The 23880-nt window shown below is 41.5% G+C and carries 27 protein-coding genes and 2 pseudogenes; 21 read left to right on the top strand and 8 right to left on the bottom strand.

Features of this window, described 5'->3' with window-relative positions; all coding sequences use genetic code 11:
* Positions 1-338: 338 nt before the first annotated feature.
* Positions 339-1130, top strand: a pseudogene (locus ACJJI7_RS19320) (IS1595 family transposase).
* Between the two features lie 114 nt (positions 1131-1244).
* Entirely contained in the window at positions 1245-1583 is a 339-nt protein-coding gene (locus tag ACJJI7_RS19315; protein WP_252085638.1) for a hypothetical protein, read from the top strand.
* A 95-nt stretch (positions 1584-1678) separates the two neighbouring features.
* Here ACJJI7_RS19315 and ACJJI7_RS19310 read toward each other — a convergent pair whose 3' ends face one another.
* Positions 1679-2113 carry a PACE efflux transporter gene (locus ACJJI7_RS19310; protein ID WP_444901466.1) on the bottom strand — a complete coding sequence of 145 codons (435 nt, stop codon included), beginning with the start codon at positions 2111-2113 and terminating at the stop codon, positions 1679-1681.
* Between the two features lie 101 nt (positions 2114-2214).
* On the opposite strand from ACJJI7_RS19310, the gene ACJJI7_RS19305 reads away from it, so the two are divergent.
* Positions 2215-3120, top strand: coding sequence for a LysR family transcriptional regulator (locus ACJJI7_RS19305; RefSeq protein WP_444901467.1), 906 nt, complete (start codon positions 2215-2217; stop codon positions 3118-3120).
* On the opposite strand, the gene ACJJI7_RS19300 is transcribed toward ACJJI7_RS19305, so the two are convergent.
* On the bottom strand, positions 3115-3996 hold the full coding sequence (locus ACJJI7_RS19300; protein WP_444901468.1) for an SDR family oxidoreductase: 882 nt from the start codon (positions 3994-3996) through the stop codon (positions 3115-3117). The two genes, ACJJI7_RS19305 and ACJJI7_RS19300, sit on opposite strands and share 6 nt — an antisense overlap.
* A 698-nt stretch (positions 3997-4694) precedes the next feature.
* Here ACJJI7_RS19300 and ACJJI7_RS22650 point away from each other — a divergent pair.
* The 5 genes from ACJJI7_RS22650 (at position 4695) to ACJJI7_RS19280 (ending at position 7652) form a co-directional block, all read left to right on the top strand.
* Positions 4695-5048 (top strand): DUF6559 family protein, encoded by a 354-nt coding sequence (locus tag ACJJI7_RS22650; protein WP_507021860.1) that lies wholly within the window; start codon positions 4695-4697, stop codon positions 5046-5048.
* A 107-nt stretch (positions 5049-5155) separates the two neighbouring features.
* A complete protein-coding gene (locus ACJJI7_RS19295) occupies positions 5156-5398 on the top strand; it encodes a hypothetical protein (RefSeq protein WP_282953295.1) in 243 nt (80 codons plus the stop codon).
* 614 nt (positions 5399-6012) lie between these two features.
* Entirely contained in the window at positions 6013-6447 is a 435-nt protein-coding gene (locus ACJJI7_RS19290) for a hypothetical protein (RefSeq protein WP_444901469.1), read from the top strand.
* Positions 6447-6656, top strand: coding sequence for a hypothetical protein (locus tag ACJJI7_RS19285; RefSeq protein WP_143731643.1), 210 nt, complete (start codon positions 6447-6449; stop codon positions 6654-6656). The genes ACJJI7_RS19290 and ACJJI7_RS19285 overlap by 1 nt, the downstream gene beginning before the upstream one ends.
* A 480-nt stretch (positions 6657-7136) precedes the next feature.
* Positions 7137-7652: a YcxB family protein gene (locus ACJJI7_RS19280; RefSeq protein WP_444901470.1), complete on the top strand. Its 516-nt coding sequence runs from the start codon at positions 7137-7139 to the stop codon at positions 7650-7652.
* A 203-nt stretch (positions 7653-7855) separates the two neighbouring features.
* On the opposite strand, the gene ACJJI7_RS19275 is transcribed toward ACJJI7_RS19280, so the two are convergent.
* Both ACJJI7_RS19275 and ACJJI7_RS19270 read right to left on the bottom strand, forming a co-directional pair.
* Positions 7856-8179 carry a hypothetical protein gene (locus tag ACJJI7_RS19275; protein WP_444901471.1) on the bottom strand — a complete coding sequence of 108 codons (324 nt, stop codon included), beginning with the start codon at positions 8177-8179 and terminating at the stop codon, positions 7856-7858.
* Positions 8172-8417: a hypothetical protein gene (locus ACJJI7_RS19270; protein ID WP_444901472.1), complete on the bottom strand. Its 246-nt coding sequence runs from the start codon at positions 8415-8417 to the stop codon at positions 8172-8174. The genes ACJJI7_RS19275 and ACJJI7_RS19270 overlap by 8 nt, the downstream gene beginning before the upstream one ends.
* A 208-nt stretch (positions 8418-8625) precedes the next feature.
* Here ACJJI7_RS19270 and ACJJI7_RS19265 point away from each other — a divergent pair.
* The 4 genes and pseudogenes from ACJJI7_RS19265 (at position 8626) to ACJJI7_RS19250 (ending at position 12792) form a co-directional block, all read left to right on the top strand.
* Positions 8626-9764 (top strand): annotated as a pseudogene (locus ACJJI7_RS19265) (IS3 family transposase).
* Positions 9765-10510: 746 nt separating this feature from the next.
* Entirely contained in the window at positions 10511-10942 is a 432-nt protein-coding gene (locus ACJJI7_RS19260; protein ID WP_444901473.1) for a hypothetical protein, read from the top strand.
* A gap of 506 nt (positions 10943-11448) precedes the next feature.
* Entirely contained in the window at positions 11449-11955 is a 507-nt protein-coding gene (locus tag ACJJI7_RS19255) for a hypothetical protein (protein WP_444901474.1), read from the top strand.
* Positions 11956-12330: 375 nt separating this feature from the next.
* A complete protein-coding gene (locus ACJJI7_RS19250) occupies positions 12331-12792 on the top strand; it encodes a WapI family immunity protein (protein WP_444901475.1) in 462 nt (153 codons plus the stop codon).
* 20 nt (positions 12793-12812) lie between these two features.
* Here ACJJI7_RS19250 and ACJJI7_RS19245 read toward each other — a convergent pair whose 3' ends face one another.
* Complete coding sequence (locus ACJJI7_RS19245) at positions 12813-13013, bottom strand: hypothetical protein (protein WP_444901476.1); 201 nt, start codon at positions 13011-13013, stop codon at positions 12813-12815.
* Between the two features lie 420 nt (positions 13014-13433).
* On the opposite strand from ACJJI7_RS19245, the gene ACJJI7_RS19240 reads away from it, so the two are divergent.
* The 4 genes from ACJJI7_RS19240 to ACJJI7_RS19225 all read left to right on the top strand — a co-directional run bounded on the left by ACJJI7_RS19240 (position 13434) and on the right by ACJJI7_RS19225 (position 17572).
* Positions 13434-15107 carry a restriction endonuclease gene (locus ACJJI7_RS19240; protein WP_444901477.1) on the top strand — a complete coding sequence of 558 codons (1674 nt, stop codon included), beginning with the start codon at positions 13434-13436 and terminating at the stop codon, positions 15105-15107.
* 662 nt (positions 15108-15769) lie between these two features.
* The gene (locus ACJJI7_RS19235) at positions 15770-16375 is read left to right on the top strand and encodes a hypothetical protein (RefSeq protein WP_444901478.1); all 606 of its coding nucleotides are present in this window, start codon (positions 15770-15772) and stop codon (positions 16373-16375) included.
* A gap of 69 nt (positions 16376-16444) precedes the next feature.
* Entirely contained in the window at positions 16445-16573 is a 129-nt protein-coding gene (locus ACJJI7_RS19230; RefSeq protein ID WP_475717099.1) for a hypothetical protein, read from the top strand.
* 717 nt (positions 16574-17290) lie between these two features.
* The gene (locus tag ACJJI7_RS19225; RefSeq protein WP_444901479.1) at positions 17291-17572 is read left to right on the top strand and encodes a hypothetical protein; all 282 of its coding nucleotides are present in this window, start codon (positions 17291-17293) and stop codon (positions 17570-17572) included.
* Positions 17573-17783: 211 nt separating this feature from the next.
* Here ACJJI7_RS19225 and ACJJI7_RS19220 read toward each other — a convergent pair whose 3' ends face one another.
* Positions 17784-17885 (bottom strand): hypothetical protein, encoded by a 102-nt coding sequence (locus ACJJI7_RS19220; RefSeq protein ID WP_475717098.1) that lies wholly within the window; start codon positions 17883-17885, stop codon positions 17784-17786.
* Positions 17886-18310: 425 nt separating this feature from the next.
* Here ACJJI7_RS19220 and ACJJI7_RS19215 point away from each other — a divergent pair, with 425 nt between their 5' ends.
* Positions 18311-18967 (top strand): GIY-YIG nuclease family protein, encoded by a 657-nt coding sequence (locus tag ACJJI7_RS19215; protein ID WP_444901480.1) that lies wholly within the window; start codon positions 18311-18313, stop codon positions 18965-18967.
* A gap of 103 nt (positions 18968-19070) precedes the next feature.
* Here ACJJI7_RS19215 and ACJJI7_RS19210 read toward each other — a convergent pair whose 3' ends face one another.
* Positions 19071-19196: a carbon storage regulator gene (locus tag ACJJI7_RS19210; RefSeq protein ID WP_475717145.1), complete on the bottom strand. Its 126-nt coding sequence runs from the start codon at positions 19194-19196 to the stop codon at positions 19071-19073.
* A gap of 285 nt (positions 19197-19481) precedes the next feature.
* Between ACJJI7_RS19210 and ACJJI7_RS19205 the strand changes: the two genes are divergently transcribed.
* From ACJJI7_RS19205 to ACJJI7_RS19190, 4 genes are all read left to right on the top strand, one after another.
* Positions 19482-19904 carry a hypothetical protein gene (locus tag ACJJI7_RS19205; RefSeq protein WP_444901482.1) on the top strand — a complete coding sequence of 141 codons (423 nt, stop codon included), beginning with the start codon at positions 19482-19484 and terminating at the stop codon, positions 19902-19904.
* A gap of 1005 nt (positions 19905-20909) precedes the next feature.
* Complete coding sequence (locus tag ACJJI7_RS19200) at positions 20910-21881, top strand: 5'-nucleotidase (protein WP_444901483.1); 972 nt, start codon at positions 20910-20912, stop codon at positions 21879-21881.
* 48 nt (positions 21882-21929) lie between these two features.
* Positions 21930-22463 (top strand): hypothetical protein, encoded by a 534-nt coding sequence (locus ACJJI7_RS19195; RefSeq protein WP_444901484.1) that lies wholly within the window; start codon positions 21930-21932, stop codon positions 22461-22463.
* Positions 22460-22621, top strand: coding sequence for a hypothetical protein (locus ACJJI7_RS19190; protein ID WP_157954055.1), 162 nt, complete (start codon positions 22460-22462; stop codon positions 22619-22621). Before ACJJI7_RS19195 ends, ACJJI7_RS19190 begins: the two co-directional genes overlap by 4 nt.
* Before the next feature lie 204 nt (positions 22622-22825).
* On the opposite strand, the gene csrA is transcribed toward ACJJI7_RS19190, so the two are convergent.
* Positions 22826-23014 carry a carbon storage regulator CsrA gene (gene csrA / locus ACJJI7_RS19185; RefSeq protein WP_282932586.1) on the bottom strand — a complete coding sequence of 63 codons (189 nt, stop codon included), beginning with the start codon at positions 23012-23014 and terminating at the stop codon, positions 22826-22828.
* Positions 23015-23880 lie beyond the last annotated feature (866 nt).

The following is a 23880-nucleotide window of genomic DNA, read 5'->3' as shown; positions in this document are numbered from 1 at the left end:
AGAAATTGAGTTTAATGAAGGGCGTCTATGGGGGAAATTAACTTTGTATCATCAACAGGGAATGCGAAACATAAGGAGTTTGGGGCAAAGGTTTTTAAGGATGGTGGCTTTAATGGTGAGTTTGACTGATTTATTTCATGTCTAGAGACCAAGTTAAATGATAAAAGGCTAACCTTTTTGCTTAAGCTAGTTAAAGAAGATGGTACAGCGTTTAAAATAAAGGATTTCCTAATTACCACTCTTGCTAAGTTAAGCCTAGCTCTATATAAATACAGTTATCTCGTTGATCTGCAAGGGAATACACCATGGCTCGCAACACGGTATAGTTTCAGAAGGGGATTGGTTTGACCAATTCCTCAACATGTACGGCAGCGAGGAACAGTGCTTCGATGCGCTGTCGTGATGGCGTTGGTCCAATGGCTTTAGTTGTCCTTACTGCGGATATGACAAGCATTGCGACCTCGCTTGTCGCAAGCTTAAGCAGTGTAACCAGTGTCGACGTCAGACATCGATTACCTCCCGTACGATTTTTGACTCCACGAAGCTTTCCCTCACCACCTGGTTTCTCGGTATCTTCCTGATTACTCAAGATAAGAAGGGTGTTTCCTGTTTGGAGCTATCTCGATATCTGGGTATCTCTTACAACGCAGCATGGCGTATGAAGCAGAAACTCATGCAAGTGATGATGGAGCGGGACTAGCGATACAAACTGTTCGGTTTTATTGAACTGGATGATGCCTATCTCGGTGGTGGGCGTGCTGGATGGGGCGCGGAGCCAAGGGTAAAACTCTCTTTGTAGTGGTAGCACAGTCATCTCAGATGGCCTTCCATGCTTCAATGCCATTAAGGAGGCAGGTTGTGTGCATGAAAAAAATGTTTGTGGTGGTGGCCGAGCTTCTGTTGAAGAGCCTGAGTTCTATTGGGTAAATATGGTACTTGATAATTGAAAGAGTGCGCTGCGTAGCACTTACCATGCTATTAGGCCGAAATATGCAAGCGCTATTTGGCAGAATTTCAATATCGCTTTAATCGAAGATTTGATTTATCGGCACTCATTCCAAGACGTGGTTTACGTCTCTCTTCGGACTCCACCGATGCCGGAAAGGTTGCTAAAAATTGGCTTAGCATAAGTGGTAATTAAGTAAACCTCTATAGAGAAAGTAGGGGGCAGGCCTCCTTTAGTACTTTTATTGAGATATATGCTTCAATGCGTAGTTTATCGCTTAAGAGAGTGTTCGTCGTTGATGGGTAAGATCATAAAAGATGTCACATTTAGAAATGGTGAAAAAGCTACCATGTTCAAGCATGCCAATGGATATTGGCATTGTCCTGTATGTGGTAGTCCTGAGTTGGGATCTCCTGCTTACTTAGAGGATGGTAGTGGCTCTTTTCAGATATGTAGCTGTGGATTTGAGTTTGGTTTCGATGATGAACCATCGGCATCCGGTACAAAAATTGACTCTGTCATTGGTAATTGGGAAGTTAAAAGGCATCGTAAGTTACAATACTTATCTTCCAAGTCCGATCAATATAAAGAACTGCTAACAAATTTAAGATGTATCGGTATTGAGCTAAGCACATAGTAAAAGTATGTATCTCTGCCCCCATCGGGTGATTCCGGCGATGTGTATCTTAACTGGTCCTGCATTTCATCTAAAATAGAAAGTGGAGAAGACCTTTAACGTTTGTGTTCAGTAACTTGAAACGAGCTATGCAGCTTATCGAACCAATAGTTGAATACATAGGTATATATCACGATATAAATCACCATGACTATCTCAAGCATAAATGCTTCTAGGATAGTCAGATTAAAGCCCCAGGCGATTACTGGCAACGTCAGTACCAACATACCCCCTTCAAACAATAACGCATGCATGGCTCTAACGATAAACGTCTTCTCCGGGTTTTTACGTATATTCAATAAGTACCAGTCAAAAGCGTGATTGAAAACCATATTCCAGACCAGCGCAAACATTGATAGTCCAGCCGCAAGTACTAGCGATTGGTGTACCTCCAGATCAAACACTGGCACCACCAGTAAGCCACCTGTCAGCAGCAGAAAAAACTCGTAGGAAACCGCATGGAATAAACGATTCTTCAATGATTTAGTCATCAGCCATACTCACTCTGGTTGAGAAAATATGCCTGAATGATATATAGTTATTTTAGGTGGGATAAGTTAGATACTATACCTTAAACAGATAGGTTGGGCGCGTGGCAGTTTCTATTGAGCAACTGGAAGCATTTGTAGCAACCGAGCAGGCTGGCTCGTTCTCAGCGGCTGCACGTAAATGTGGAAAGGCGCAGTCGGTAATCAGCTCACTGGTATCGAATCTGGAGGTTGACTTGGGAGTCAATCTATTTGATCGAAGTCAACGATACCCGCGATTGACGGACGCGGGTCAGTCACTTCTGGAACGCGCACGGAGTCTTATCGAGCAACGCGAGCGTTTGATGGCGATCGCACAGGGTTTGTCTCTGGATGTTGAGGCCCGGTTGACGTTGGCTATTGCCCAGCATGTTCGTATTAAAAACCTGGGTGGACTCTTTCAAGGGTTTCAGACCAAATATCCACATGTTCAAATTACGCTCAGAGCGGGAAGTGTTCAGGATGTACAGACCTGGGTCGAACGGGATGTGGCCCAACTCGGGATTATTACGCAGCAAGAAGATGTGCCCACTGGGTACGATTTCAGAGCCCTGGGCCATCTGAAGCTCACTGGCGTCGCCTGTGCTGAGCACCCGATAGCACAACTTACTGAAGTAACCTGGGAAGACCTGAAACAATACCGACAAATCTTATTGCAGGAGTTTGAGATATCCAGCCAAACTCGCTGGCTGGTGTCTCCCGACGTGTGGAGTGTGTCACGTGTCGATGATGCACTTGACCTTGTCAACGCCAATTTGGGCTGGGCAGTATTGCCACTACACGTGGTTGCGAAAGGGATAGCGGCGAAAAAACTGATGCAGCTCCCGCTAGTATTTGAGCAGGAGAAAGAGTTGTCACACGGTGTAGATATTATCTGGTCCAGTAAGCGTCCACTGGGTCCTGCAGCCACTGACTTGATGAAGCGGTTGAGCACAGAGGACGCAATACTGAATAAGGATCAGGCGTTATGAAGTGCTCGACAGGTCTCGGGCAAAATCTGTGATGGTCGTTTTCGGCTTACCTAGCACCTGCCAGGTTTTTTGACTTATCGGTTGCTCCTTTAGCTGTTCTACGTAAGTCAGCATATGTTCCATAAATACTGCCTGCTCCTCGGGCAGTCCCATTTCTGCAATGGCCGCGATAGGGTGAACGGCAATTTCTGTTCCCGGAGAATATGCCTCTACAAACGTTCTGGCCGCCTCTGGTAAAGACATCCCCTCAGTACCCTGAACTGAAAAACTCTGGCTGTAGGCCATCTCATTCCCGATAGCATTACCGATCATCTCTGCCAGATCTGTTGTATTGGTGTAGTAGATAGGGTGGACATGATCGCCGATGATAGAAAATTGGCCGTTCTCGATGAATGTGGGGAAAGAATCCAGGAAGAATGAACAGAAGAAGAATGTGAAATCAATGCCCGAACTTTTAATGGCCTCTATCCCTGGCTTACGGATTACATTGGTTTTGTACTCAAGTCCCTTGTCCGCAAACTCTGGGTGGAGATAATCAATACCAGCAATTTGCATGATGTGTTGCACACCATTGACCTTTGCAGCCTCCACGATATTAATCACACCTTCACGCTCACTATGAAAGGGTAAAGTCGGGTCGAGTGACGTGGTATTCAGGGTGATATAAAGTGTTTTGGTACCAACTAGTGCAGACACCAGGCTCTCTTTATCCGAGACATCTGCTTCGACAAGCTGGATACTCTCTGGGAGGATAGTGCGAGCGCTAACCGCGTCCCTTACGAGCGCAGTTACCTGGACACCTTTAGCGTCCAGTTTTCGTGCTACCTGACGACCTAAATGGCCTGTGGCACCAATAATCGTAATAGTTTTCTGCATGATTCAACCTTTAAAGCAATGAATGGGATAGCCCATACTTTGCCCAAGTTCTAAAAAATCCTACAGTTATGTACCATCTATCAAATAGATACTACAGCAGGGCTCTCTAGTCCTACTTTTTGTTCATGTTTGATGCGCACGTAGGTGTCTCCTCGATAGATGACAAGGGGTTATTGGTGGGAGGCATATCTTTACTTATTTTCCAGTTACTTCAACACTGTGAGTGAGGAATTCGTAACAATTTTTAGGTTTTTGCCGGTTCGTTACTTGTGGGTAACCTCATTGCTTTCTACTGATACTCAATCCGAGAGGGTGTTCCTTAACAGGGTACTAAGTGACTTTTTTTGGGGGGCGGAGGGTGCAGGGGAGGAATGACTTTTTATCTAATTCTCCCAAAATAGGCAAGTAAGATGGTTTTGCATTGTTCTGTATATCAGAATTGAAAAACAGCTTTTCTTATTTCTTGAAGATAAGCAATAACTCATTGACTCATAAAGTATTTCTAAAAATATACAGAGCAAAGAAATTACAAGAATATAAAAGGTTGCTCTATATCTTTATTTGACATACTTATCAGTTAAAGGTGGTTTCTTGACTCTCTGTATTTTTTTGTGTTGTAGGATATATGAGCTTTAGAATTAGAGAGAAGCATGATATACAGATGTAGATTTTGAATTAATCGGTAAAGGTACCTGATCGTGTGGTTTTTAAAATTGTCAAGTAAACGCAAGGCCATACGGATCTTCAAAAGGGATTTAAGGCGTAAATTATCAAATGATTGGGGGAATAAGAGAAAGTATTTAGCCTCTGAGGTAGCTAATAGTGTTCAAAACCACTATCCCAAACTGACTAAGTATCAAATGTACGCAATATACATGTGGTCAGATAAAAAGCAGTTTGATAAATATTGTACAGAATTTGGCGTAAGTCTTAGCTCAATCGAGGCCAGGAAAGAAATTGATTCTGTTGTGATTTCTATGAATAGAAGTGATTCATCCCTAGTAGAATCCAATTGTAGCAACGAATTTTCTGACTCAGGAGGTTCGGATTGAGCTCACATTTAAAACGAAAAGGCATACGGTGTAAAAACCGTTGCTTCGATTTGATTTTGCAGTAAGTGCTTTAGGCGTCAAAAATCCTGGGTTCGGAGAGAGAATTAGTGGAAGAAGTAATAGGCGGTGTATTTAGATTTCTCGGTCGATTTATTGTTGAGACTATATTTACAATCATTGTCGAGGTCATGTTCCATTTCCCTGGCAATCTAATTTGTAAACCTTTCACAAAGAAAGGGAGAGAGCCAATTGGGTTTCTGGTGGTGATTGTCAGTATTTCATTTTGGTTGTTAGTAGCTGGATTAGCCTACACAGCATACTTCCTTCTTTCTGGTGAGCCCGGTGCCTAACAAGCACAAGTAATATGCTACGGCTCTTCGGGCCTTTTTGGAACAACTTACTTTATGTACATTTTGTACAGTTTACTCAAGAAAAGGCTGGAGCAGGGCGTGGAGATATGTATCTCGTTGCCAAATAAAGTTTAACTTCTACAGAGAGGGGTAGGGCCTTCTTCCTTGGGAAGCCTGACCTGGACAACCCCTATAGCCTAATTTTCGTTCGCTTTAGATATAGACATAGATCTCTCACCTGGGGGCGTGGATGCCTATCTTTACTTAATTTCCTATCACTTCTAGCACTATTGCTAAGACGTATGTCCCAGCTTGTAGATTTTTGTCGGTTTGGGGTTGTGGACGTGGATCAGTAAAAGACGGGAATTAGGTACTGGGAAGTTGGGGAGTCGCTTCAAGCTACTGAGTTAACTAATTGGATTCGCTATGGCTCTAATGGCAAAGGGGATCGGGTTTGCGGCTGGCTATGGCTCGTCGTTAAGTATTGAAGTAATATCGCTTACCAACATCGGATTGAAACTTATGGAGTGATTAAACAAATCTAAACGTTTTGGGCTTTACACGGGATGATGCCTAGGGCACGCAAAATCCACAAACTTGCCAATCAAGTGTGTATGAAGAGATTTGATGTGGATGTGGTGCTTAGGAAAGGAAAGCTTGATAATCCGCAGATCGATAAGGTCAGGTATCGTGAGGACCATCGGCCAATGATGGTGAAAAACAACAGAACGGGTGAAGAAAGGCCCAAGCGAAACGATATCGTAACCTACCGGATGCCAGGCTCTTCAGAGCCGTATATTTTGGCTAAATCGGGTGGGGTATCACTTTTCGATGGTATCAGTTGCAAAGTTCCATTTAGAGAGGGAAAGGATGCTCGGTGGATAATTACCAAAGATGCGAGATTGGAATCAGGATTGTTTATTGCAAAAGATATGTTTCCCGATGCAGAAGGCAATACCCACTACTCGATTGAAGCGGAAATCGATATGCCTGTTTCCGAGTATTTTGAAAAGCTTGCCGCCTTAAAAAAATATATGAGAGTTAGGTGATGTCTTATAACTACAAAGATTTGAACTATATACGAGAAGCTCTTGCTTGCTATGAAGAAAAATTATGTGATGTTGATATTAATGAATGTGATGATGAAGAAGCTGAAGAGCTTCAAGAAGATATTCTATACATGGGGCGTTTGAGGGCGCTGACCGATAGAATGATTGACGAGTGGGAGAATAGGGGCCCCACTTTAACCTCAGTCTGAAGGTCGGGACATAAAGTTAAAAGGTTAAAGTAGTTAAGGCCTCCCTTATGTAGGGAGGTCGTATTGAGCTAATTATTTAGACAAATATAGGTACAGGTTGCATCTGCCTTCAACTGCCTAACCTAGGTTTTTGTTTCATGAAGAGATTTATACTCCTGGCATGCAAACTTCTATTGATAACCGCTGTATTTATACTGCTGCTGTTAGTGTCATTTCTAACTACTACGCTATTGGTGCAAGGAGATCAACACCCAGAAAGCTGGGTGATAAATGTCTATGATATTTCTGCTATGGCGATAGTAATTGCCCTTTATATTGCCGTAATGGTATATACGTTCAGAAGATTTATTAAGGCAGAAAAGCGCCTCAGGGAGTAGAAGTATAGTGATGTTATTAGCTTTCGCTGTGTGTCCAAAAGAATTTACGCTTGGGCTTAAGGTAGATTGACCTTTATATATGATGTAGATTGTGGAGATTCGTTTGAAATTTAAAGTAGTAACCTCTAAAGCTGACTATAATAACTATTGTGATTATGTGGTATGTAGTCGTTTGAAATCTCATACATGGATATCGATTCTTAAGAACCTAGTTGTTTGGCTGGCTATCGGTTTAGTTTTTATGTCTTGTGTTCAGTTTAAGAGTGGGAAAATTGAGCTGAGTCCGTTCATATTAGTTATGGTTATATCACTTGCGTTTCTTTTTTATGTTGCTCTTAGTAGGTTGTTGGCTGTAAAAATAGGCGAGTGCTTTACACCAAACAAAGATGGAATAATATTGGGATCTAAAGAGTATGAGATTACTCCAGAGGGTATTAAAGAAACTTGTCAACATGGCCATAGTTTCTATAGTTGGGCAGTGGTTGAGCAGGTGGAGGAAGTTAATGGGGCAATTTATGTTTTTGTGGATCAAGCATTAGCTTTGATTTTTACAGCTGAATCATTAGAGAAAATTGATTTTAAAGATGATCTTTTAGATACATTGAAAATGCATATATGATACACCGAAGATACATTTAGGCCAGAATAAGGTATCTGGCCTTTTTAAGAAAAATACTATTTGTAGGAAGCCCTAGCTTCTAAATAAAGTAGAGTACATGGGAGTCGCCAAGTAAAAGAGTAGTTATTTCCAAAATGCTGACAGACCAAGGGGGTGTGGGAAAGCCCATACTCCCTTAAATTGGAGTAAGGCAATACCAGGTTTTAATTAGCACGTATCTTACTTGATGTACTTTCCCAAACTTCTTCAAAACCATTAATAAGCATGTAGCCAGAAAATTTGTTAAAGAGTTTATGCATCCAGAACACTATATCAGTAATTCCCTCTATGACTTTTTGCTCTTCATTATCTTTGATTGCTAAGTCTGTCATTTTCCAAAATGATTCTGTTAAAGATGTTGCCATTTCGGTCGAATTAATTTTAACTTTTGAATTGATAAAATCTTCAAGAAGTTCATCATTCATTTCTTTAGCGTAATGTAAAGCGAGGCTTTTAGTATCAGACTCAGACTCTTTAAATTTAAGCACTTTTATAAGCCTCCAGTTGTAGGTCTGTCATGATGGCCATTCTATCAGATATAGATCTTAGTTTGAAAACGAGTTCATCAACTCGCATGCGTTCTGTTACTGCCAGTAAATAATGAGCGGGGTTGTCAGGATCTTGTACAAATTTCATTCCAGAAGGGATATGCTGACTGTCTTCTATAATCCAATAGGCACAGTTAACTTTAGTTCCCTTCTTTTGAAATCCGCCTAGAAATTCCATTGTGGAGACAGCATGCTTGACCGTCGATGAGAAAGACAAACCGTGCTCGTCACTGGGTTCAATCCACATAGGATCAGAATTTGAGAATTTGTAGTCACAGTGCCCAACCCCTTTACTTATCCCGCCTCTACCATGTGAACCTTCCTGTAGTGGTCTAATCCTTCCGGACACTTCGCTAAGATGTTAAAACTACCAAGCGAGGTGAAGTATGACAACAAAAGGTACACGTCGGTATTTCAAGCCGGAATTTAAGAAAGACGCCGTAGCGCTAGTCTCTGAGCAAGGGTATTCAATTTCTAAAGCAGCAGAGGCTGTAGGAACAACAGCCAATAACCTGCGACGCTGGATAAAGGAACTGATGCAGGAAGAAGACGGTGTGAGGTTGGATGTAGGCGAGCGCGCAGAATTAGAGCAATTACGACGTGAAAATAAGCAGTTGCGGATGGAGAAAGAAATCCTAAAAAAGGCCAGCGCCTTCTTTGCGAAAGAAATGAAATAAAGTACAGCTTTATTGAAAAACAGCAAGGCAGCTTTCCTATTAGGGTGCTCTGCCGGGTAATGCAGGTAAGTAAGACTAGTTATTACGATTGGTGTTGCCGTGGTAATAGCTCAATAGATGCTCAAACATGGCAACTATGCCATCGCTTGAAGTCCCTATTTGCAGAATCTAGACAGAGTCTCGGAAGTCGTCGGTTAATGAAGCTGTTACGTAAAGAAGGCTTTGAAGTCGGGCGCTATCGAGTCCGCAAGCTCATGAAAAAGCTAGGCTTGGCAGTAAAGCGCAAGAAGCGATTTACACTGACAACAGATAGTAAACATCACCTGCCGGTCGCAGAGAATCTTCTGAATAGGGAGTTCTCACCGAGTGCTTAAAATCAAGTTTGGACGACTGATATTACATATATTTGGACTTCGCAGGGCTGGCTGTACTTGGCAGTAGTGATTGATCTCTATCCGCGCCGGATTGTTGGTTGGCATCTAGACCGCAAGATGGAAACGACCCTGGTAACTCGTGCGTTGATGATGGCTGTCAATTTGCGTACGCCCCCAAAAGGTCTCCTGCATCACTCTGATCGTGGCAGTCAGTATGCCAGCCATACCTACCAAACGTTATTGAGTCAGCAGGGGATGGTGTGTTCAATGAGCCGTAAGGGAAATTGTTGGGACAACGCACCGACTGAACGTTTCTTCAGCAGCCTGAAGCGGGAGTGGTTAACGGGAAACCTCTATCCGACAAGGGAGGATGCGGTAGCAGATGTGAGAGCCTATATTACTTATTACAACTCACGCAGAATACATACAACACTGGGAGACCTAGCCCCTATCGAATTTGAGGAATGTGCTTAAAGAAGTGTCCGGTTGGAGTTGACCACAACATCCTGATATATAGTAGCTTCATTCGGATCTATGACAGTCCTAAAGAATGCTCTCTTCTTTCTCTCCTGTGCTTCTAAATAGATTCTAGATATGCGGTCAGTAATGTCTTGTACAGTTTTTAGCTGATGTTTGAAAGGTATCTTCTTTTTACCCATCTTTGAATTCCATTTCGATGTTATTGATTGTAAAAGCATAACATTTGCAGTTTTGACAGGTAACTAGTTGCAGGTTTATTACACTCAATATAGACATTCGTACCGAGTCTTAGGTTTTCGTCAGTTCGGTGCTTTAAGGTCAACCTGCCCGCTTCCCACTAATTCTCAAGTCGTGGGTGGGTATCTCTTGTTAGGGGAGTTTTGTAAGTGATGCTTTACGGGGGGGAGAGTGTGACCGAAGTGGTGCAAAATAGGATAGGGGCTAATGTTTCTGAGTTGGTTTTTCACGATAACTTGTTGAATTTATGACATTTTTATATGGTTCCAGGCCATTTCCCCATCTTGCTACTGTTACCCTGTTAGCCACTCTATGTTGGTGGGTGGCCAGGATTTCGCATGCTATAAACAGTCAAACGTCTACCCACGTTGATCTTTTGGTGTTTCATAAGATAACCTATTTCTACAATGGATTTATCAATATCTGCAGTAGATTTTGTGATTAGGGATTTCGTCAATCACGTAGTTAGGAATATTTAATTTGAAGTGTTTCAGGGGAGAATTATGGGTTTATTTGGATTAGGATTAAGTAACTACGATATTGCACTGCTTATTTTTTGCCCCATTGGTGCGGTCATCGGGAGCTTTGCTTTTGCAATCGTAGAAACGATAGCTCACAAACCCCCAACCAAAGAAGATGATTTCACTGTTGCTAATGAGCATGTGAGAAATGCCAGAGGGATTTGGCTTGGCCTACGGATGATTCTTGGAGGCATACTCGGTTTAGTACTTGGCTTGTATTTTGTAGGTGCTATACAAGAAACGGTAGCAACCTTAACTAAAATCGTGGCTCTATCAATTTTTGCTGGTTATTCTGCTCCGAATATTTGGTTGGCTCAGGAAGAGGCTATCGCCAACAAAGTTGCGGAGTTGCTGAAGAAAGAGACAGTTGGTTCGAGTGATATTACGGGTGACCAAGCAGTTAAAAACTCTTGATATTGCCTATTGAATTGATCTCATAAAAGTCAAGTGTTGTGATAAAACCTCTTTCCTTGATGAATCTGTTCCTAATCCCTTCCTTGTCTACTTTTTGTTCCCTCTAGATTCATACATATCTCTCTTCTCGGTGGACGGGAAGGGATTTGGGGCGTGGATGCCTTTCACATTCCAGAACTGTGGTTGAGGCATTCGTCCCAAATGTTGGGTTTTCGTTATTTCTGTGATTTATGGGCAACATGGTTTTTTCTGCTGAGGAAGGGTGGATTGGAACGCGATGGCGGTACGGGCAGGATAGGGAGGAGTAGGTTGATATTAGATCTCGGTAGATTGGTGAGTTGCTTCAACCTTTGTTTTATTCACATAAATTTGATTATATGATTCCTAACATTTCAATTAATTTCCACTTCAGCGATAGATCTAGGCGGTTTATACTTTTATTTGATGGGTGTCCAGGGCACACCTATGTAAAGTAAACTCACCATTACATAGCTTCGGAGAGTTAGTTGGATACCTTGTCTATTACGGAAATATGGCGCTGGCTTAAGTGGCTACCAAAGTACGTGCTGAGAAAAATATTCACACCTAAAAGATTATCTGACTTAGTGTTGTTTGATGTGCGTGCTAGGCATGATTCTGTTTCGGTGAATCTATGTGAGCATCCAACCTGTGATATTTGGTTTCAAATTGTCAATATGACACCTTATGAGATTGAACTAGAGGCAGCTGAATTTATTTTTATTTGTGCAGGCGTTGAAATTAAAATTCAGCATGTGAAGAGAGAAGTTTATAAGTCTGGGGCGGTTGCTAGCCTTCATGTAAGAGAAGATCTCCCTGAAGGTAAGGCAAATAGTATTGCCAAATATCTAAGAGATAATAATTCATCTATCGATGTCCATTGTGACTTTAGCTGCTCGCTCCACAGGTTCAGTAAAGCTACCCACCGCCTTGAGGGTGTTAGTGTTAAATACAGTAATGGGTCAATGAGGCGCACGGGAGTTCCCATTATTTAGTAAACTTCCACAAAATAAGCCGCTCTTGAATATGGCTTTATTCTCATCAAGCTTAACCACAACCCTAGAGGAGGGTATCCACATGGCTGTAAAACATACTCCAACGGGAGAAGTTCATAAGGGCAGTAAAGGCGGTATGTAGTGGTCTACAACTGGTTGCGGTTTCGACACGCGGCAAAACCCAGGCCATTGGGTCACAAGCTCACAAAGAATTACTTTTGACAAAAACGAATGTAAAAACTAAGTAAAAGATATGCTTCTCACCAGCTTTTGTATCCAAAAGGGGCTGGTAGGGAAGCAATTCATAGCAAAGTAGAATAGTTTGTTAGTCATTTTAGCTAATCACAGTGTTTGCCTCACGCATCCGAAAGAAATATGTTTAAGTTAAGTAATGTAGAAAATAGAGTAGATCTAGAACTATCTATCGAAGGCTATCAATTTCCGGATAGTCCGACAGATGATTGGTGCTTTGTTAGGATACTTGTCAAACAGGATGACGATACCTATGAAGTTATAGATCCCGCCCTCGAAGCTACGGAATTACATTGCATCTTAAAGTGGTTTAGATGTCTTTCTGAAAGAAAATTACCTAGATATGCTCAACTCACCTTTACGGAACCTTGTTTGGAATTTAAGTTTCTTGCATGTACAGATAGTTCAGTCAGAGTATCAATTTGTCTCAGCCATGAGCTTAAACCTAGTTTTGACCTTAAGCAATTTGGCCTGTCAGCATCGGATTGGAGTGTGGTGTTTGAACTAGGGGATAGTGAATTTAATAGAATTATTTCTGATATCGAAAAAACACTTCTACGATACCCTATTAGGGATCAAAGCTAACCAGTCTTTAAAGGCTCTGACTAAGGTATCTGTTCTAAATGCCTTTTATTACCTATCTCCTGTTCATATTTTACACACTCATTAATCTTTTCACGATCAATGGGCAGGGTTGTAGGGTATGGAAGCCTATCTTTACTTGATTGTTTTTCAATTCCAGCACGGTGACTGAGATCCGCCCCAATTTTTAGGTTTTCCTCGGTTCGACGCTTATGGATCGACATATTTATTTCCTGCTGATGCTCAAACTGTAGGTAAGAATTCCTTGGCGGTATGCTTGATAGGTGTCTCTTTGGGGTGGAGTAGGCGTGTGAAGATAAGCGAGGAACAGGGAGTAGATTCCTATCCTGATCGCTCAAAAGATGTAAGTTAAGATGGCCTTGTCAGTTATGTCTAACTTCGTGTATCAGAATTAAAGGGTAGTTTCCTCCATTTTTGGAGAGAACCAATAACTTTTTGACTCATAGGTGCTCTCTCATAAGGTAGAGAGTGAAGAATATACAGAATTATAGAGATCCGGCACTGTACCCTTGTGTAACTAGGCTAGCGAACTTTGGAGTTATAGAGAAAAGCGTGATATATAGGTGCTGATTCTGAATTAACTATTAGATTTTGGGTTTGTTCTACACCAGGGAATATTTTTTATGTCGAATAGAGAATTTTATGAGATTGAGGTTGTTCATAATGGCCTTGGTAAATACCGCCATATACGGGGAACAGACAGATATGTCGTAGAGCAAAAAGCTGCTGCACAGAAGGCGACATGGGATGAGATGTGGCGTAAGAAGAAAAAAGCTGAGCAAAAGCGAAAAGAAAAGGAAGATGCGATTCGTTCAAAAGAACAAAAGATTGCACTTGCCCAGGAAAAAACTGATGAAGCGGTTGAGTCTTTAGAGCGTCTAGAAAAGACATTGCTTCATACCCTTACTATCGACGATTCAATTGATTGGGATTCTCTTCTGGACAAGGCGCCATATCCTGAAAGAAAGCCAAAGAAGCCTAGCATCAGAAGTCTCCCTGTTCGACCAACCAGGGATATGGCTAAATATAATCCGAAAATGACCCTGTTAGAAAAAATTATTCCACTATTGAAAGATAAGTATCTTAAAAGGAATGACGAGGTTTATGGAAGCGATTACAGTAACTGGGAGGCTGAGGTCGAAAAAGTCAACTTCATCAATACAAAGTGTTCAGATAAGTACTCTTCAGACCTAAAGACATGGGAAGAGAAGAAAGTAGCGTACGAAATAGAACAACAAAGCCGCAATCAAGAGATAAAAAAGCAAAAGGGACTCTATTTTTCATCGAATTCTGATGCGTTAATCGATTACTGTGAGATGGTTTTATCTAACTCAGAGTACCCTGAGTATTTTCCAAGAGAATGGTCCCTTGACTATATAGACCCCTCTAGAATGTTGATAGTAGATTATAGCCTCCCTGATATAGGGCTATTACCAACACTTAAGTCTGTAAAGTATGTATCTTCGAGAGATGAATTCACTGAATCGTATATTTCTCAATCAGCTCTGAATAAACTCTACGATTCTCTTTTATATCAAGTGGCTCTTCGAACTATTCATGAGCTTTATGAAGCTGATCAAATAAAATCGATTGATTCAATTGTCTTCAATGGATGGGTTAACTCTATTGATAAGGCGACGGGGCAGGAGGTTAATGCCTGCATACTTTCTCTACAGGCTAGTAAAGATGAATTCTTGGCTATTAATCTTGAGCGCGTTGATTCAAAGGCGTGTTTTAAGCAGCTAAAGGGAGTGGGTAGTTCAAAACTTCACGGCCTATCTCCTATCGCCCCAATCGTTACTATTGATACTAATGATAAGCGTTTCACCTCGTCTTACGAGGTCGCTGATAGTCTAGAAGATGGTGATAATCTCGCTGCGATGGATTGGCAAGATTTTGAGAATCTTATCAGGGAGATATTCGAAAAAGAGTTTGCGTCTGGAGGTGGAGAAGTAAAAATCACCCAGGCTAGTAGAGATGGCGGGGTCGATGCAGTTGCTTTTGACCCAGACCCAATTCGTGGAGGCAAAATCGTTATTCAGGCAAAAAGATATACCAACTCCGTTGGTGTATCCGCTGTAAGAGACTTGTATGGTACGACTGTAAATGAGGGAGCAACTAAGGGAATATTGGTCACAACGGCAGACTTTGGCCCCGATGCTTATGAATTTGTTAAAGGGAAGCCACTAACTCTTTTGAATGGTTCAAACCTTCTCCACCTACTGCAAAAGCACGGGCACAAGGCTCGGATAGATTTACAGGAGGCTAAATTAGCGTTGAGCGAAGTAAAAAGCTAATTGAAGCTATATATGTGTGCCACTGTGCTGTAACGTTTGAATATGACCTTGGTGTTATATAATTACCGTATCTTTGCTCTCAAATAACGTTCTATTCTCATAGAGGAGGCCTGGTTAGGGCCTCCTCTATGAGAAATTTGCTATCAACTCCCCGCTAGTGTTTAATTTTTGTTCATTTTCGATGTCCGCATAGATCTCATCGTGGTGAAAGGACAAGGGATTGGGGAGTGGATGTCTATCTCTACTTGATTTCCTTTCACTCTCAATACCGTGAATGAGGTATTCGTACCGATTTTAAGGCCTTCGTCGGTTCATTACTTTATGATTAGCCTACTTGCTTCAGGCTGAAATCCAAGCCGCAGGAGGGTATCCCTTATTGGGGAGTTTTATAAGAGGTGTTTGCGGGCGGGGAACAGCTGTAATGGTGCAGAACAGGGAAGGGGGTAGTTTTCCTGAGTTGATATTTCATTATAACCTATTGAATTTAAATCACTTTTATAGGCCAAATGCCAATGTTCTTATTTGGATTCCCTGCTCGCACTCTGTTTGGTGGGTGTCCAGAATTGTTAGTCGATTTGAGTCCGCTCTTCAGCTAGATAGCTCTGGCGGTTTATACTTTCAAATTGGGTGTCCAGAATTGTAATCAGTTTAATAGGGATAATATGCCAAAGGAAATGTATATATTTTTAGGAGCTATTGTAGGTGCTCTAGCTGCATATATTACTGCTAGGGTAACAGGTAAAAAGCAGTTAGAAATTGCCCGTTTAAATGCAAAAAAAGAGCTTAAGCTACAAGAAGATCGGCTCTTTGATGAGCGTCTAAAATCTGAAGTCTCTTTAGAAAGACGTAAACTTGAAATCCTTCACGTGATACTTTCCAAAATAGCATTGGAGAACTCACAGACTATGAGTTTTATTCAATCTGATTCTAATATGGAGTTGCGGGAGTTTAGGGAGAGGTATCTTGAAAATTGCTCTAGACTCCATGAAGCAAAAGCGATAGTAGATATTTACTATTCAGAAATGAGCGAATTTATTAGTAGCATATATGGACAGTCAAATATTTTTTGGGGCTATCAAGAGGGAGTTTTGAGAACAGAAATAGAAAAAGATAGAGAAGCGTATGAATCTAATCTCGGTAACGTGCTGAAAGCAGGTGATGAAATTGCGGGTGATGTGAAACAATTACAATATAAAATCAGTGACCGTAGTGCGGAGCTTATTAGAGCATTGCATATGACAAGCCAAGCGAGTATAGGGTCAGTCTGAAGGAAAATAAATCGGGTTTGGATACATTAGTTAGATGATCAGTTACTGCCAATACCGGAGGCTCGTAGAGTGAAGGGGCAAGATAGGGCTAAAGAAATGCTTAATGCTATTAGTGATACGTGTTTTTCTCTATCTTCTTATTGTAAAGTCGAAATTAATGATGAGATTGAAAAAGAAGAACGCAAATCAAAATCGTAGAAAATGGAATCTTATTCCAAGTTTTGACTCAAATATTCTAACTAGATTTAAACTTAAAGTTAGATTTTTGCAGGGTGGAGAGGCTTGGAGCGCTGGAAAATATTTAGTGCAGGAATAGGCTTTGAAAATATCAGAAGAGATACAAGATTTATTTTACTACCTAGACAGAATAAGAGGGACACGCAAAGTCATTAAGCATCCAATTTCCCTTTGCTTTATAGGTGATTGTACGACGTCAATATTTTATATCATACCAGATAAAGGGTGGAAGTGTAGATAAGTCTCCTCCTCATAAGAGTCTGCGCGCAGCGCTTCCCATCACCTATTTTAGTACGTGTATAAACCCATTCGCGGTGGAACGAAGGCTTGGGGGAATGGATAGCTATCTTTACTCGATTGCCTTTCACTACTGTGGTTGTGGCGTTCGTTCCGACTTTTAGTTTTTTCAAGTTCGGTACTTTAGGTGCAACTTGTTTGTTTCCGACTGATACTCAAGTTGTGGGTGAGCATTATATGTTTGGGAGCCTTGCTAGGTGAAATAAGTATTACTAAGCCAGTGAGATCTCAGGGTCAGCCTTGATAGCATGGAAATTAAACATTTCGTAAAGCCGGCTGATAAACTACTGTCAGCTTAAGAATTCTATTTTATTTGGTGGATGACCTTAATCCCACAGTGTAATATTTACAATTACCTTTAGAATAGGATGCCAAGCAAGCATGAAAAAAATAATAATTTCATTTGCGCTAATGATCGTTCTGACCGGATGTGCTGGAACTAAATTTGAATTCCAGAAAGCGAGGCAGATTGAGGTTGGTATGACGGAGGCTCAGTTGACTGAGATGATGGGTTCCCCTTACTCGGTTACTGCACGAGGTGAGGACCAAATTTGGGTGTGGGTTGAAGTAAATCCAATTACCATGGCGAGCAAGTCTGTTTCTTTTATTCTTCGCGATGGTAAGGTTCGGGAAGTTCCAAAAATTCCTGAATCATTTCAGTAAGTTGTGAAGTGCATCCAGTAGCTGTAAAAGTTATTTCTGATCATGGTTGCAAGCGCATTGATGACCGCTTTAGAGTCTGCTCGCCTAATAAGTAGACGGCTCTCTCGGGGGCTTCGATCATCTACGAGTGTTAATTTATAAGAAAGTATAGAAAATAAATAGCTAAATAACAGAGGCTTGGTGTTATCCCCCTTCCGTGGAGAACTTTCCCTCAGCGCCTTCCATTGCTTACTTTTTGTTCTCTCTCGATGCGGACATAGATCCCTCCTCGACGGATGGGGAGGGATTTGGGGGCATGGATGCCTATCTTCACTTGGCTACCTTTCACTTTCAGTGCTGTGATTTAAACATTTGTCCCGATTCTCAGGCTTTCTCCGGTTAAGTGCTTTATGGTCAACGTGCTTGCTTCGCGCTCATTTTGGGTATTCCTTGATGGGGGAGTTTGCTAAGTAATACTTTGCGGGTGGGGAATGATCGTAGTGGTGCAGGATAGGGAAAGGTTGGGGTAGTCTTCCTGAGTTGGTATTTCACTAGAACTTGTTGAGTTTAAATGATTTCCATAGGTTCAATGCTAATTTTATCATCTGGCTTCTGCTGTCCTGTTCACCATTCTAGAAAGCGGGTGTCCAGAACTATAAGCTTTTATTAGATATCCAGGATTACTAAGAATGAAGCTTTGCAAATTCAGAAAAAGGTGATATATAGATGCTGGTCATTAATAACTGTTAAGGTTCGCATATGAGATTCCGTGACGGTGTTAGAAATCTTCTCTCAGCACATCCCGATGGCCTAACTCCTCAGGAAATCCGAGATCTGATAAAAGAAAATTATCCAATATTGTATGGTACGGAATCTCATAGGAAAAATGTCGAAAAGGGACATTTTAAAGATTTGGATCATGCAGTTTTAGCGCAAATATATGTAGTTCAAAAAAATGCTAGTGATATGTACTCAGATCGATCACAGAAACCTATGAAAGTGTTCTTGGTTGGTGCTAATGCTATAGATTCGGCTGAGACTGATGGAACGGAAGATACTATTTCTACAGAGGTTTTAGAAAATTTAGAACGGGGAATCGGAACTCTTTATATACTTGGAACAAACCTTTATACCGAGAATAGAAAAGAGATTGTGAAAATTGGCATAACGACAGGCACTGTAGAGAATCGTATTAATCAGTTATACAACACTAGTGTTCCATATCGGTTTCGAGTTATTCAAGAAATTGAAACTACTAACTATAGTGAGCTTGAGCAGGCTATGCACAAGATTTTCGATCCTTACCGCATAAATAGATCACGTGAATTTTTTACAGAAGAATGTTTAGAGTTTGTATCTCCATTAATTGATATACATATGAAGATAGCAAGTGTAAAGGAAGTCGAATCGCTGTAAGCGAATTGCTCTATTTGGCTGCTTAAAGTAGTTTACGTAGATTACCCTATGAAGCCAAGGGGTTTACTGGACCACTACACCTCCTCCTTTGAATATTTTATTCTCAACGCCTCCCGCTGCCTACTTCTCGTTCTCTTTTGATGCGTACATAGATCTCTTCTCGGTGAGCAGAGAGGTACTTGGGGACGTGGATACCTATCTTTACTTGATTGCCTTTCGCTATCAGCATCATGACTGAAACATTGGCTCCAATTCCTAGTGTTTTTTCAACTCGGTGCTTTAGGGGCAATATGTTGTTTCCTGCTGATATTAAAGCTGTAGATGATACTATTTGGTTGGGAAGCATGATAAGTGATTATTGGAGGGAGAGTGGGGTGTGGCGTTGGGTGATGGGCTCAGAATAGGAAATGGGAGGGCGAGGCTTCCTGAGGTTGACAAGGTTTCGTAATAAAGTAGTTTACTTAACAGGTGCGTGATTATAGCATTATGTAAAAGCGATATATAAGGATAAACTGTGAGCCTAGAAGTAATTGTCATATCTTTTATAGTTTCGTTTTTCGCTGGAATAGCGGGTATCAAATATATTCGTTTTAGGGAAGATCAGATCCGAAAGAAAATTGAAGAGATAGACTCTCATCAAGAGTTTATCGAGAAGTTGAGCAGAGGGAATACTAAACTGCTGAGAAGTTCACTTACGCTAATTTTTATTTGTTTCTTTTTACTTTTTATTGTAATCATACTTCTATTAATGGTTCACTTTCTCAATCCACCTGAGATATTTCGAAGCATAATTTACGGTCTCTGTCTTGGTGGACTTGGTATTGGCGCAGGTGTATGTTTTCACTTTGCAAGAGCCATTATCCAGAGTAATGACCTGAAAAGCACTAAAGCCAAGTTACATGAAAAACGAGAAAAGCTTGAGGGTAAAATTACTTAGCAAGTAAGTGTTGTCCAACTTAATTTATTAGCTAGTAACCTTACGTTGTGTGATTCACTACCTAAAGGTAGATGTCACGTGGCTTGGGTGGGAGTATTCGTGTTATACGTTGGTCATTCTGACTTTGAAGTCGCAAGAGGCTAGAACCTTTTACTACCAGCTTACGTGATTGTTATCCAGCAGGATTACACCTATGCTGAGGTTGATAGGTGTCCATCTCATATATGGAAAGCCGGCTCCGGGGGGCGTGTTAGTACGCCTTCGAAGATGGCTTACCTCGCCAGCTTCCATATTCATGATTCATGGAAGTGAAAGCTTGGGTTCGGACCTCCTTCCTTAGCGAATTTGCCCCCAGCTCTTGTCATTGTCCGCTTTTTGTGAGTGCATAGGTCGCTTCGCAATCGCTAGGAAGGGAATTGGACACGTGCATGTCTAACTTTCCTTGACTGCTTTTCAATCCCAGTGCAGTAAATAGGAGATTAGTTCCAGCTTAAAGGCTTTTGCCGGTTCGGTGCTTTATGGTCAACTTATTTGCTTCTTAGTGGTATACAAGCTGTGGGTGGGTATCCCTTGTTGGGCGAGTTTGATAAGCAATGCTTTTCGGATGGGGAATGGCTGCAGTAGTGCAGAATAGGAAAGGGGGGCTATTCTTCCTGAGTAGGTATTTCACTATAACCTGTTGAATTTAAATCACTCTTGTATGACCAATGTCAATTTTCTAATCTGGCTTCTGTTGCCGTGCTCGCCACTCTATTTGGTGGGTGTCCAGAATTGTTGAGTACACGCAGAATATAGAAACCAAGAAAGATAAATACATGTTAATTAAATTATTATAAATAATTTGTTTGGTTTTATATTTCTTAATACATCTTTATCTTCTGTGCTGTTTCCTTGTTCAATTATGAGTCTTGCCGGTTTATACTTTTATTAGTGGATGTCCATGGTTGCATGGTACCGCTTCTGCGGTGGCTGCGCAGGACGCCTAATCAACCTGAAGGATAGTTGATGCCATATCCAATCGAAAGTAAGCTTGTGATAGCAGTATCATCGAGTGCATTGTTTGACCTGTCAGAATCAAATGCCGTTTTCGAAAATCAAGGCCCAAAAGCCTACAAAGAATTTCAAGAAGCGAATCTGAATAATGTTCTTAAAAAAGGTGTTGCTTTTCCATTTATCCGACGGTTCCTTCAGGTAAATCAGCGATTTAAGGATGAGGTCCCGGTTGAAGTGGTTTTATTATCGAGGAATTCTGCTACTACAGGCAAAAGAGTATTCCGCTCTATTAAACACTATGAGCTTGATATTTCTAGGGCAGCTTTTGTCGAAGGGAAGTCTCCTTATGAGTATGTTCCAGCGTTTAATGCATCACTCTTTCTTTCAGCAAATGAAGTTGATGTCCAAAATGCAATAGATGCAGGATTCCCTGCTGGTGTTGTATTGCCTAGCAAGATTGTGAACGATGATGGTGATGATGAGTTAAGAATTGCATTCGATTTTGATGGTGTGATTGCTGATGATGAGGCGGAAGCCATATTCAAAGATGGGGACTTACCAGAGTTTCATGAATATGAAGTAAAAAAGTCTGCAATTCCTCATCAACCGGGGCCGCTGGCAGATCTATTTAAAAAGTTATCCTCTCTACAAGAATTAGAGGATAAAGAGGTTGAAAGAGACCGAAACTATAAGCGTATACTTAGGACTGCGATTGTAACTGCCCGAAATGCACCTGCTCATGAAAGGGTCATTACAACTCTTGAAGATTGGGGGGTAAGTGCTAATGAAATGTTCTTTTTAGGTGGGATGGTAAAAGAGAGGATATTAACCAGGCTTAAACCTCACATGTTTTTTGATGACCAAAGAAGTCACCTTAAGTCAGATACTGGTGATATACCTATGGTGCATATTCCATTTGGTATTGCTAATAACTCAGATCTTAAACACGAAAGTGCTGGTGACCAGCTAGAGTTGGTTACCTAAAGCTGAATGATTATCATTAATCTCAGTAAGCATATTTAAGGAGGAAACATGCAGCCGTCACATAAGGAAACGTTAGAACGGTATGATGTATTTCGAGCGCAAGCAAGAGATATAGCAAAAGAAAGCCTGCCCGGAAACCTGAAGGGCGTTCTAAATGTTGAAGGTATAGACCACAAAACCTTAAATGCTTTCCAGGCTTGGAAGGATACTGCTGAACGAAAGGTTTCATGGGATTGGGAATTTTCCCGGAGCTATAAGATTTTCTACCCGAAGTCATTCGATATGTCAGTTTGGTTAGGAAATACTCTATGTTCAATGTCCCTTGGTCGCCCTACATTCAAGGGCACCGAAATGCGTTTAGATTTTATAGAGAGAGCCCCTAAAAATTGTCCATACGCCGGTGAAATGTTCAGTATTTCTCTATTGGCGTATGAAATTTATGGGGATCTAATTGGTGCAAAGAAAATTCGCATCATGGAGCCTATGAATGACAAGATCATAAAGTACTATATGTCTCATGGTGGGTTTAAATTGGTTGGTTCAAAGAAAGGCAATCCACATTATCTGGTAAGAGACTTATGAACGATAAAGAAAGATACGAACAGGCAAAAAAGAAAGCCGAAGAGAGGGCAAAAGAGTTGTTCAAGCCACTTCCTGAAGATATTAAGGAAGAGCTTGAAAAAGATAGCACTTTGGGCTCACCGGAAAACCTGATAGATCGTAGTGATGAAGAAGAATAGGTTAAAAAACGACCACAGTCTTCTGCGAACTAGTTATACTGCTTGTTCGATCGAATTTGTGTTGACTTTTACCTTTCTGTGGAGAGGTGAATTTTTGTAGTTGTAAAGAGGGCTATGTAAGTTCACTGCCCTATACCTCGAAGATAACTAGCTATTAATAGCGACTTTATTGAGGTGGAGCCTCCTTCCTTGGAAAACCTTTCCTCAACGCCTTCCGTTGCTTATTTTTCGTTCTCTCTCGATACGCACATAGATCTCTTCACGATGGACGGGGAGGGATTTGGGGGCGCGGATGCCTATCTTTACTTGATTTCCCTTCACTTCCAACACTGTGATCGAGACATTCGTTCCAATTCTTAGGTTCTCGCCTGTTCGGCGCTTTAGGATCAACATGTTTTCTTCCTAACGATACTCAAGCTGTGGGTGAGCATTCCTTGGTGGGGAAGCTTGGTAAGTGATACTTGGTGGAAGAGTGGGGGGCGCGCGGGGGCGGTGGGCGCAGAATAGGAAAAGGCGGGCGCTAGGCTCCCAGAGCTTGGGTAGTCGCTCCAAGCTGCTGATTGTGCTCCACTTTATTGAAGACGAGCGGGTTTCTAGCGTAGTATGCATACAGCCATCTTGATAGTCTGATTATCAATTTGGTTAGCTGGCCCCTGGTGTTGCAGCACCTTGGGTCAGCGCCTTTTCTCTATTCTTACCTCACTTTATGCTTCTCCTATTGAAAGTGTGTGCGCTATAGAAATTTAGGGGTCTTAATTAAAGGATAGCGACCGTAGAAATTTGTTTAATCGTAACCCGTCATACTGATAGATATCAGTCGATTTTACTCAACGGTGACACCAAATGAAACTTAATATATTTCAATAAGGAAACTTGCGCGCCTATATTTAATTAAAACTCGGCAGTGAAAGCCAGGCTTTCCGGCTGCTCATTTGGGTTCCGTGCTTGGTACAATTTCTCGCTTTTTTCGATAGGGTTGGCTGATATCCAGGATTGTTAGTTTTTACTCTTGATGTTCGACGAGATGAATCGTATGCGTTGATAGATCGATTAAGTGATCAGGAGTCCGTGGAACTGGACTGTAAAGCTTTTGAAGTACCTCGATCATGCTACTACGAATATAGGAAGAAGCACTCCGCTGATGTACCCAGAATGCAACTCCGCTCCATAGTCATTGAGCTCTTCGAGTGCAGTCGCAGCTCGGCTGAAAATCGCACAATCGTAGCTTTACTTTGTGGCAGGGGATACCAATCGGATGC

It is taken from the genome of Microbulbifer variabilis (assembly GCF_056232115.1).
This window is presented reverse-complemented; position numbering and strand designations above follow the sequence as displayed.

Excerpts from the sequence above, each read along its gene's own strand:
- ACJJI7_RS19315 (WP_252085638.1), top strand. The coding sequence starts at position 1,245 with ATGGGTAAGATCATAAAAGATGTCACATTTAGAAATGGTGAAAAAGCT.
- ACJJI7_RS19310 (WP_444901466.1), bottom strand. The coding sequence starts at position 2,113 with ATGACTAAATCATTGAAGAATCGTTTATTCCATGCGGTTTCCTACGAG.
- ACJJI7_RS19300 (WP_444901468.1), bottom strand. The coding sequence starts at position 3,996 with ATGCAGAAAACTATTACGATTATTGGTGCCACAGGCCATTTAGGTCGT.
- ACJJI7_RS19290 (WP_444901469.1), top strand. The coding sequence starts at position 6,013 with ATGAAGAGATTTGATGTGGATGTGGTGCTTAGGAAAGGAAAGCTTGAT.
- ACJJI7_RS19285 (WP_143731643.1), top strand. The coding sequence starts at position 6,447 with ATGTCTTATAACTACAAAGATTTGAACTATATACGAGAAGCTCTTGCT.
- ACJJI7_RS19270 (WP_444901472.1), bottom strand. The coding sequence starts at position 8,417 with ATGGAATTTCTAGGCGGATTTCAAAAGAAGGGAACTAAAGTTAACTGT.
- ACJJI7_RS19260 (WP_444901473.1), top strand. The coding sequence starts at position 10,511 with ATGGGTTTATTTGGATTAGGATTAAGTAACTACGATATTGCACTGCTT.
- ACJJI7_RS19250 (WP_444901475.1), top strand. The coding sequence starts at position 12,331 with ATGTTTAAGTTAAGTAATGTAGAAAATAGAGTAGATCTAGAACTATCT.
- ACJJI7_RS19245 (WP_444901476.1), bottom strand. The coding sequence starts at position 13,013 with ATGTCGATCCATAAGCGTCGAACCGAGGAAAACCTAAAAATTGGGGCG.
- ACJJI7_RS19240 (WP_444901477.1), top strand. The coding sequence starts at position 13,434 with ATGTCGAATAGAGAATTTTATGAGATTGAGGTTGTTCATAATGGCCTT.
- ACJJI7_RS19235 (WP_444901478.1), top strand. The coding sequence starts at position 15,770 with ATGCCAAAGGAAATGTATATATTTTTAGGAGCTATTGTAGGTGCTCTA.
- ACJJI7_RS19225 (WP_444901479.1), top strand. The coding sequence starts at position 17,291 with ATGAAAAAAATAATAATTTCATTTGCGCTAATGATCGTTCTGACCGGA.
- ACJJI7_RS19215 (WP_444901480.1), top strand. The coding sequence starts at position 18,311 with ATGAGATTCCGTGACGGTGTTAGAAATCTTCTCTCAGCACATCCCGAT.
- ACJJI7_RS19210 (WP_475717145.1), bottom strand. The coding sequence starts at position 19,196 with ATGCTGATAGCGAAAGGCAATCAAGTAAAGATAGGTATCCACGTCCCC.
- ACJJI7_RS19200 (WP_444901483.1), top strand. The coding sequence starts at position 20,910 with ATGCCATATCCAATCGAAAGTAAGCTTGTGATAGCAGTATCATCGAGT.
- ACJJI7_RS19195 (WP_444901484.1), top strand. The coding sequence starts at position 21,930 with ATGCAGCCGTCACATAAGGAAACGTTAGAACGGTATGATGTATTTCGA.
- ACJJI7_RS19190 (WP_157954055.1), top strand. The coding sequence starts at position 22,460 with ATGAACGATAAAGAAAGATACGAACAGGCAAAAAAGAAAGCCGAAGAG.
- csrA (WP_282932586.1), bottom strand. The coding sequence starts at position 23,014 with ATGTTGATCCTAAAGCGCCGAACAGGCGAGAACCTAAGAATTGGAACG.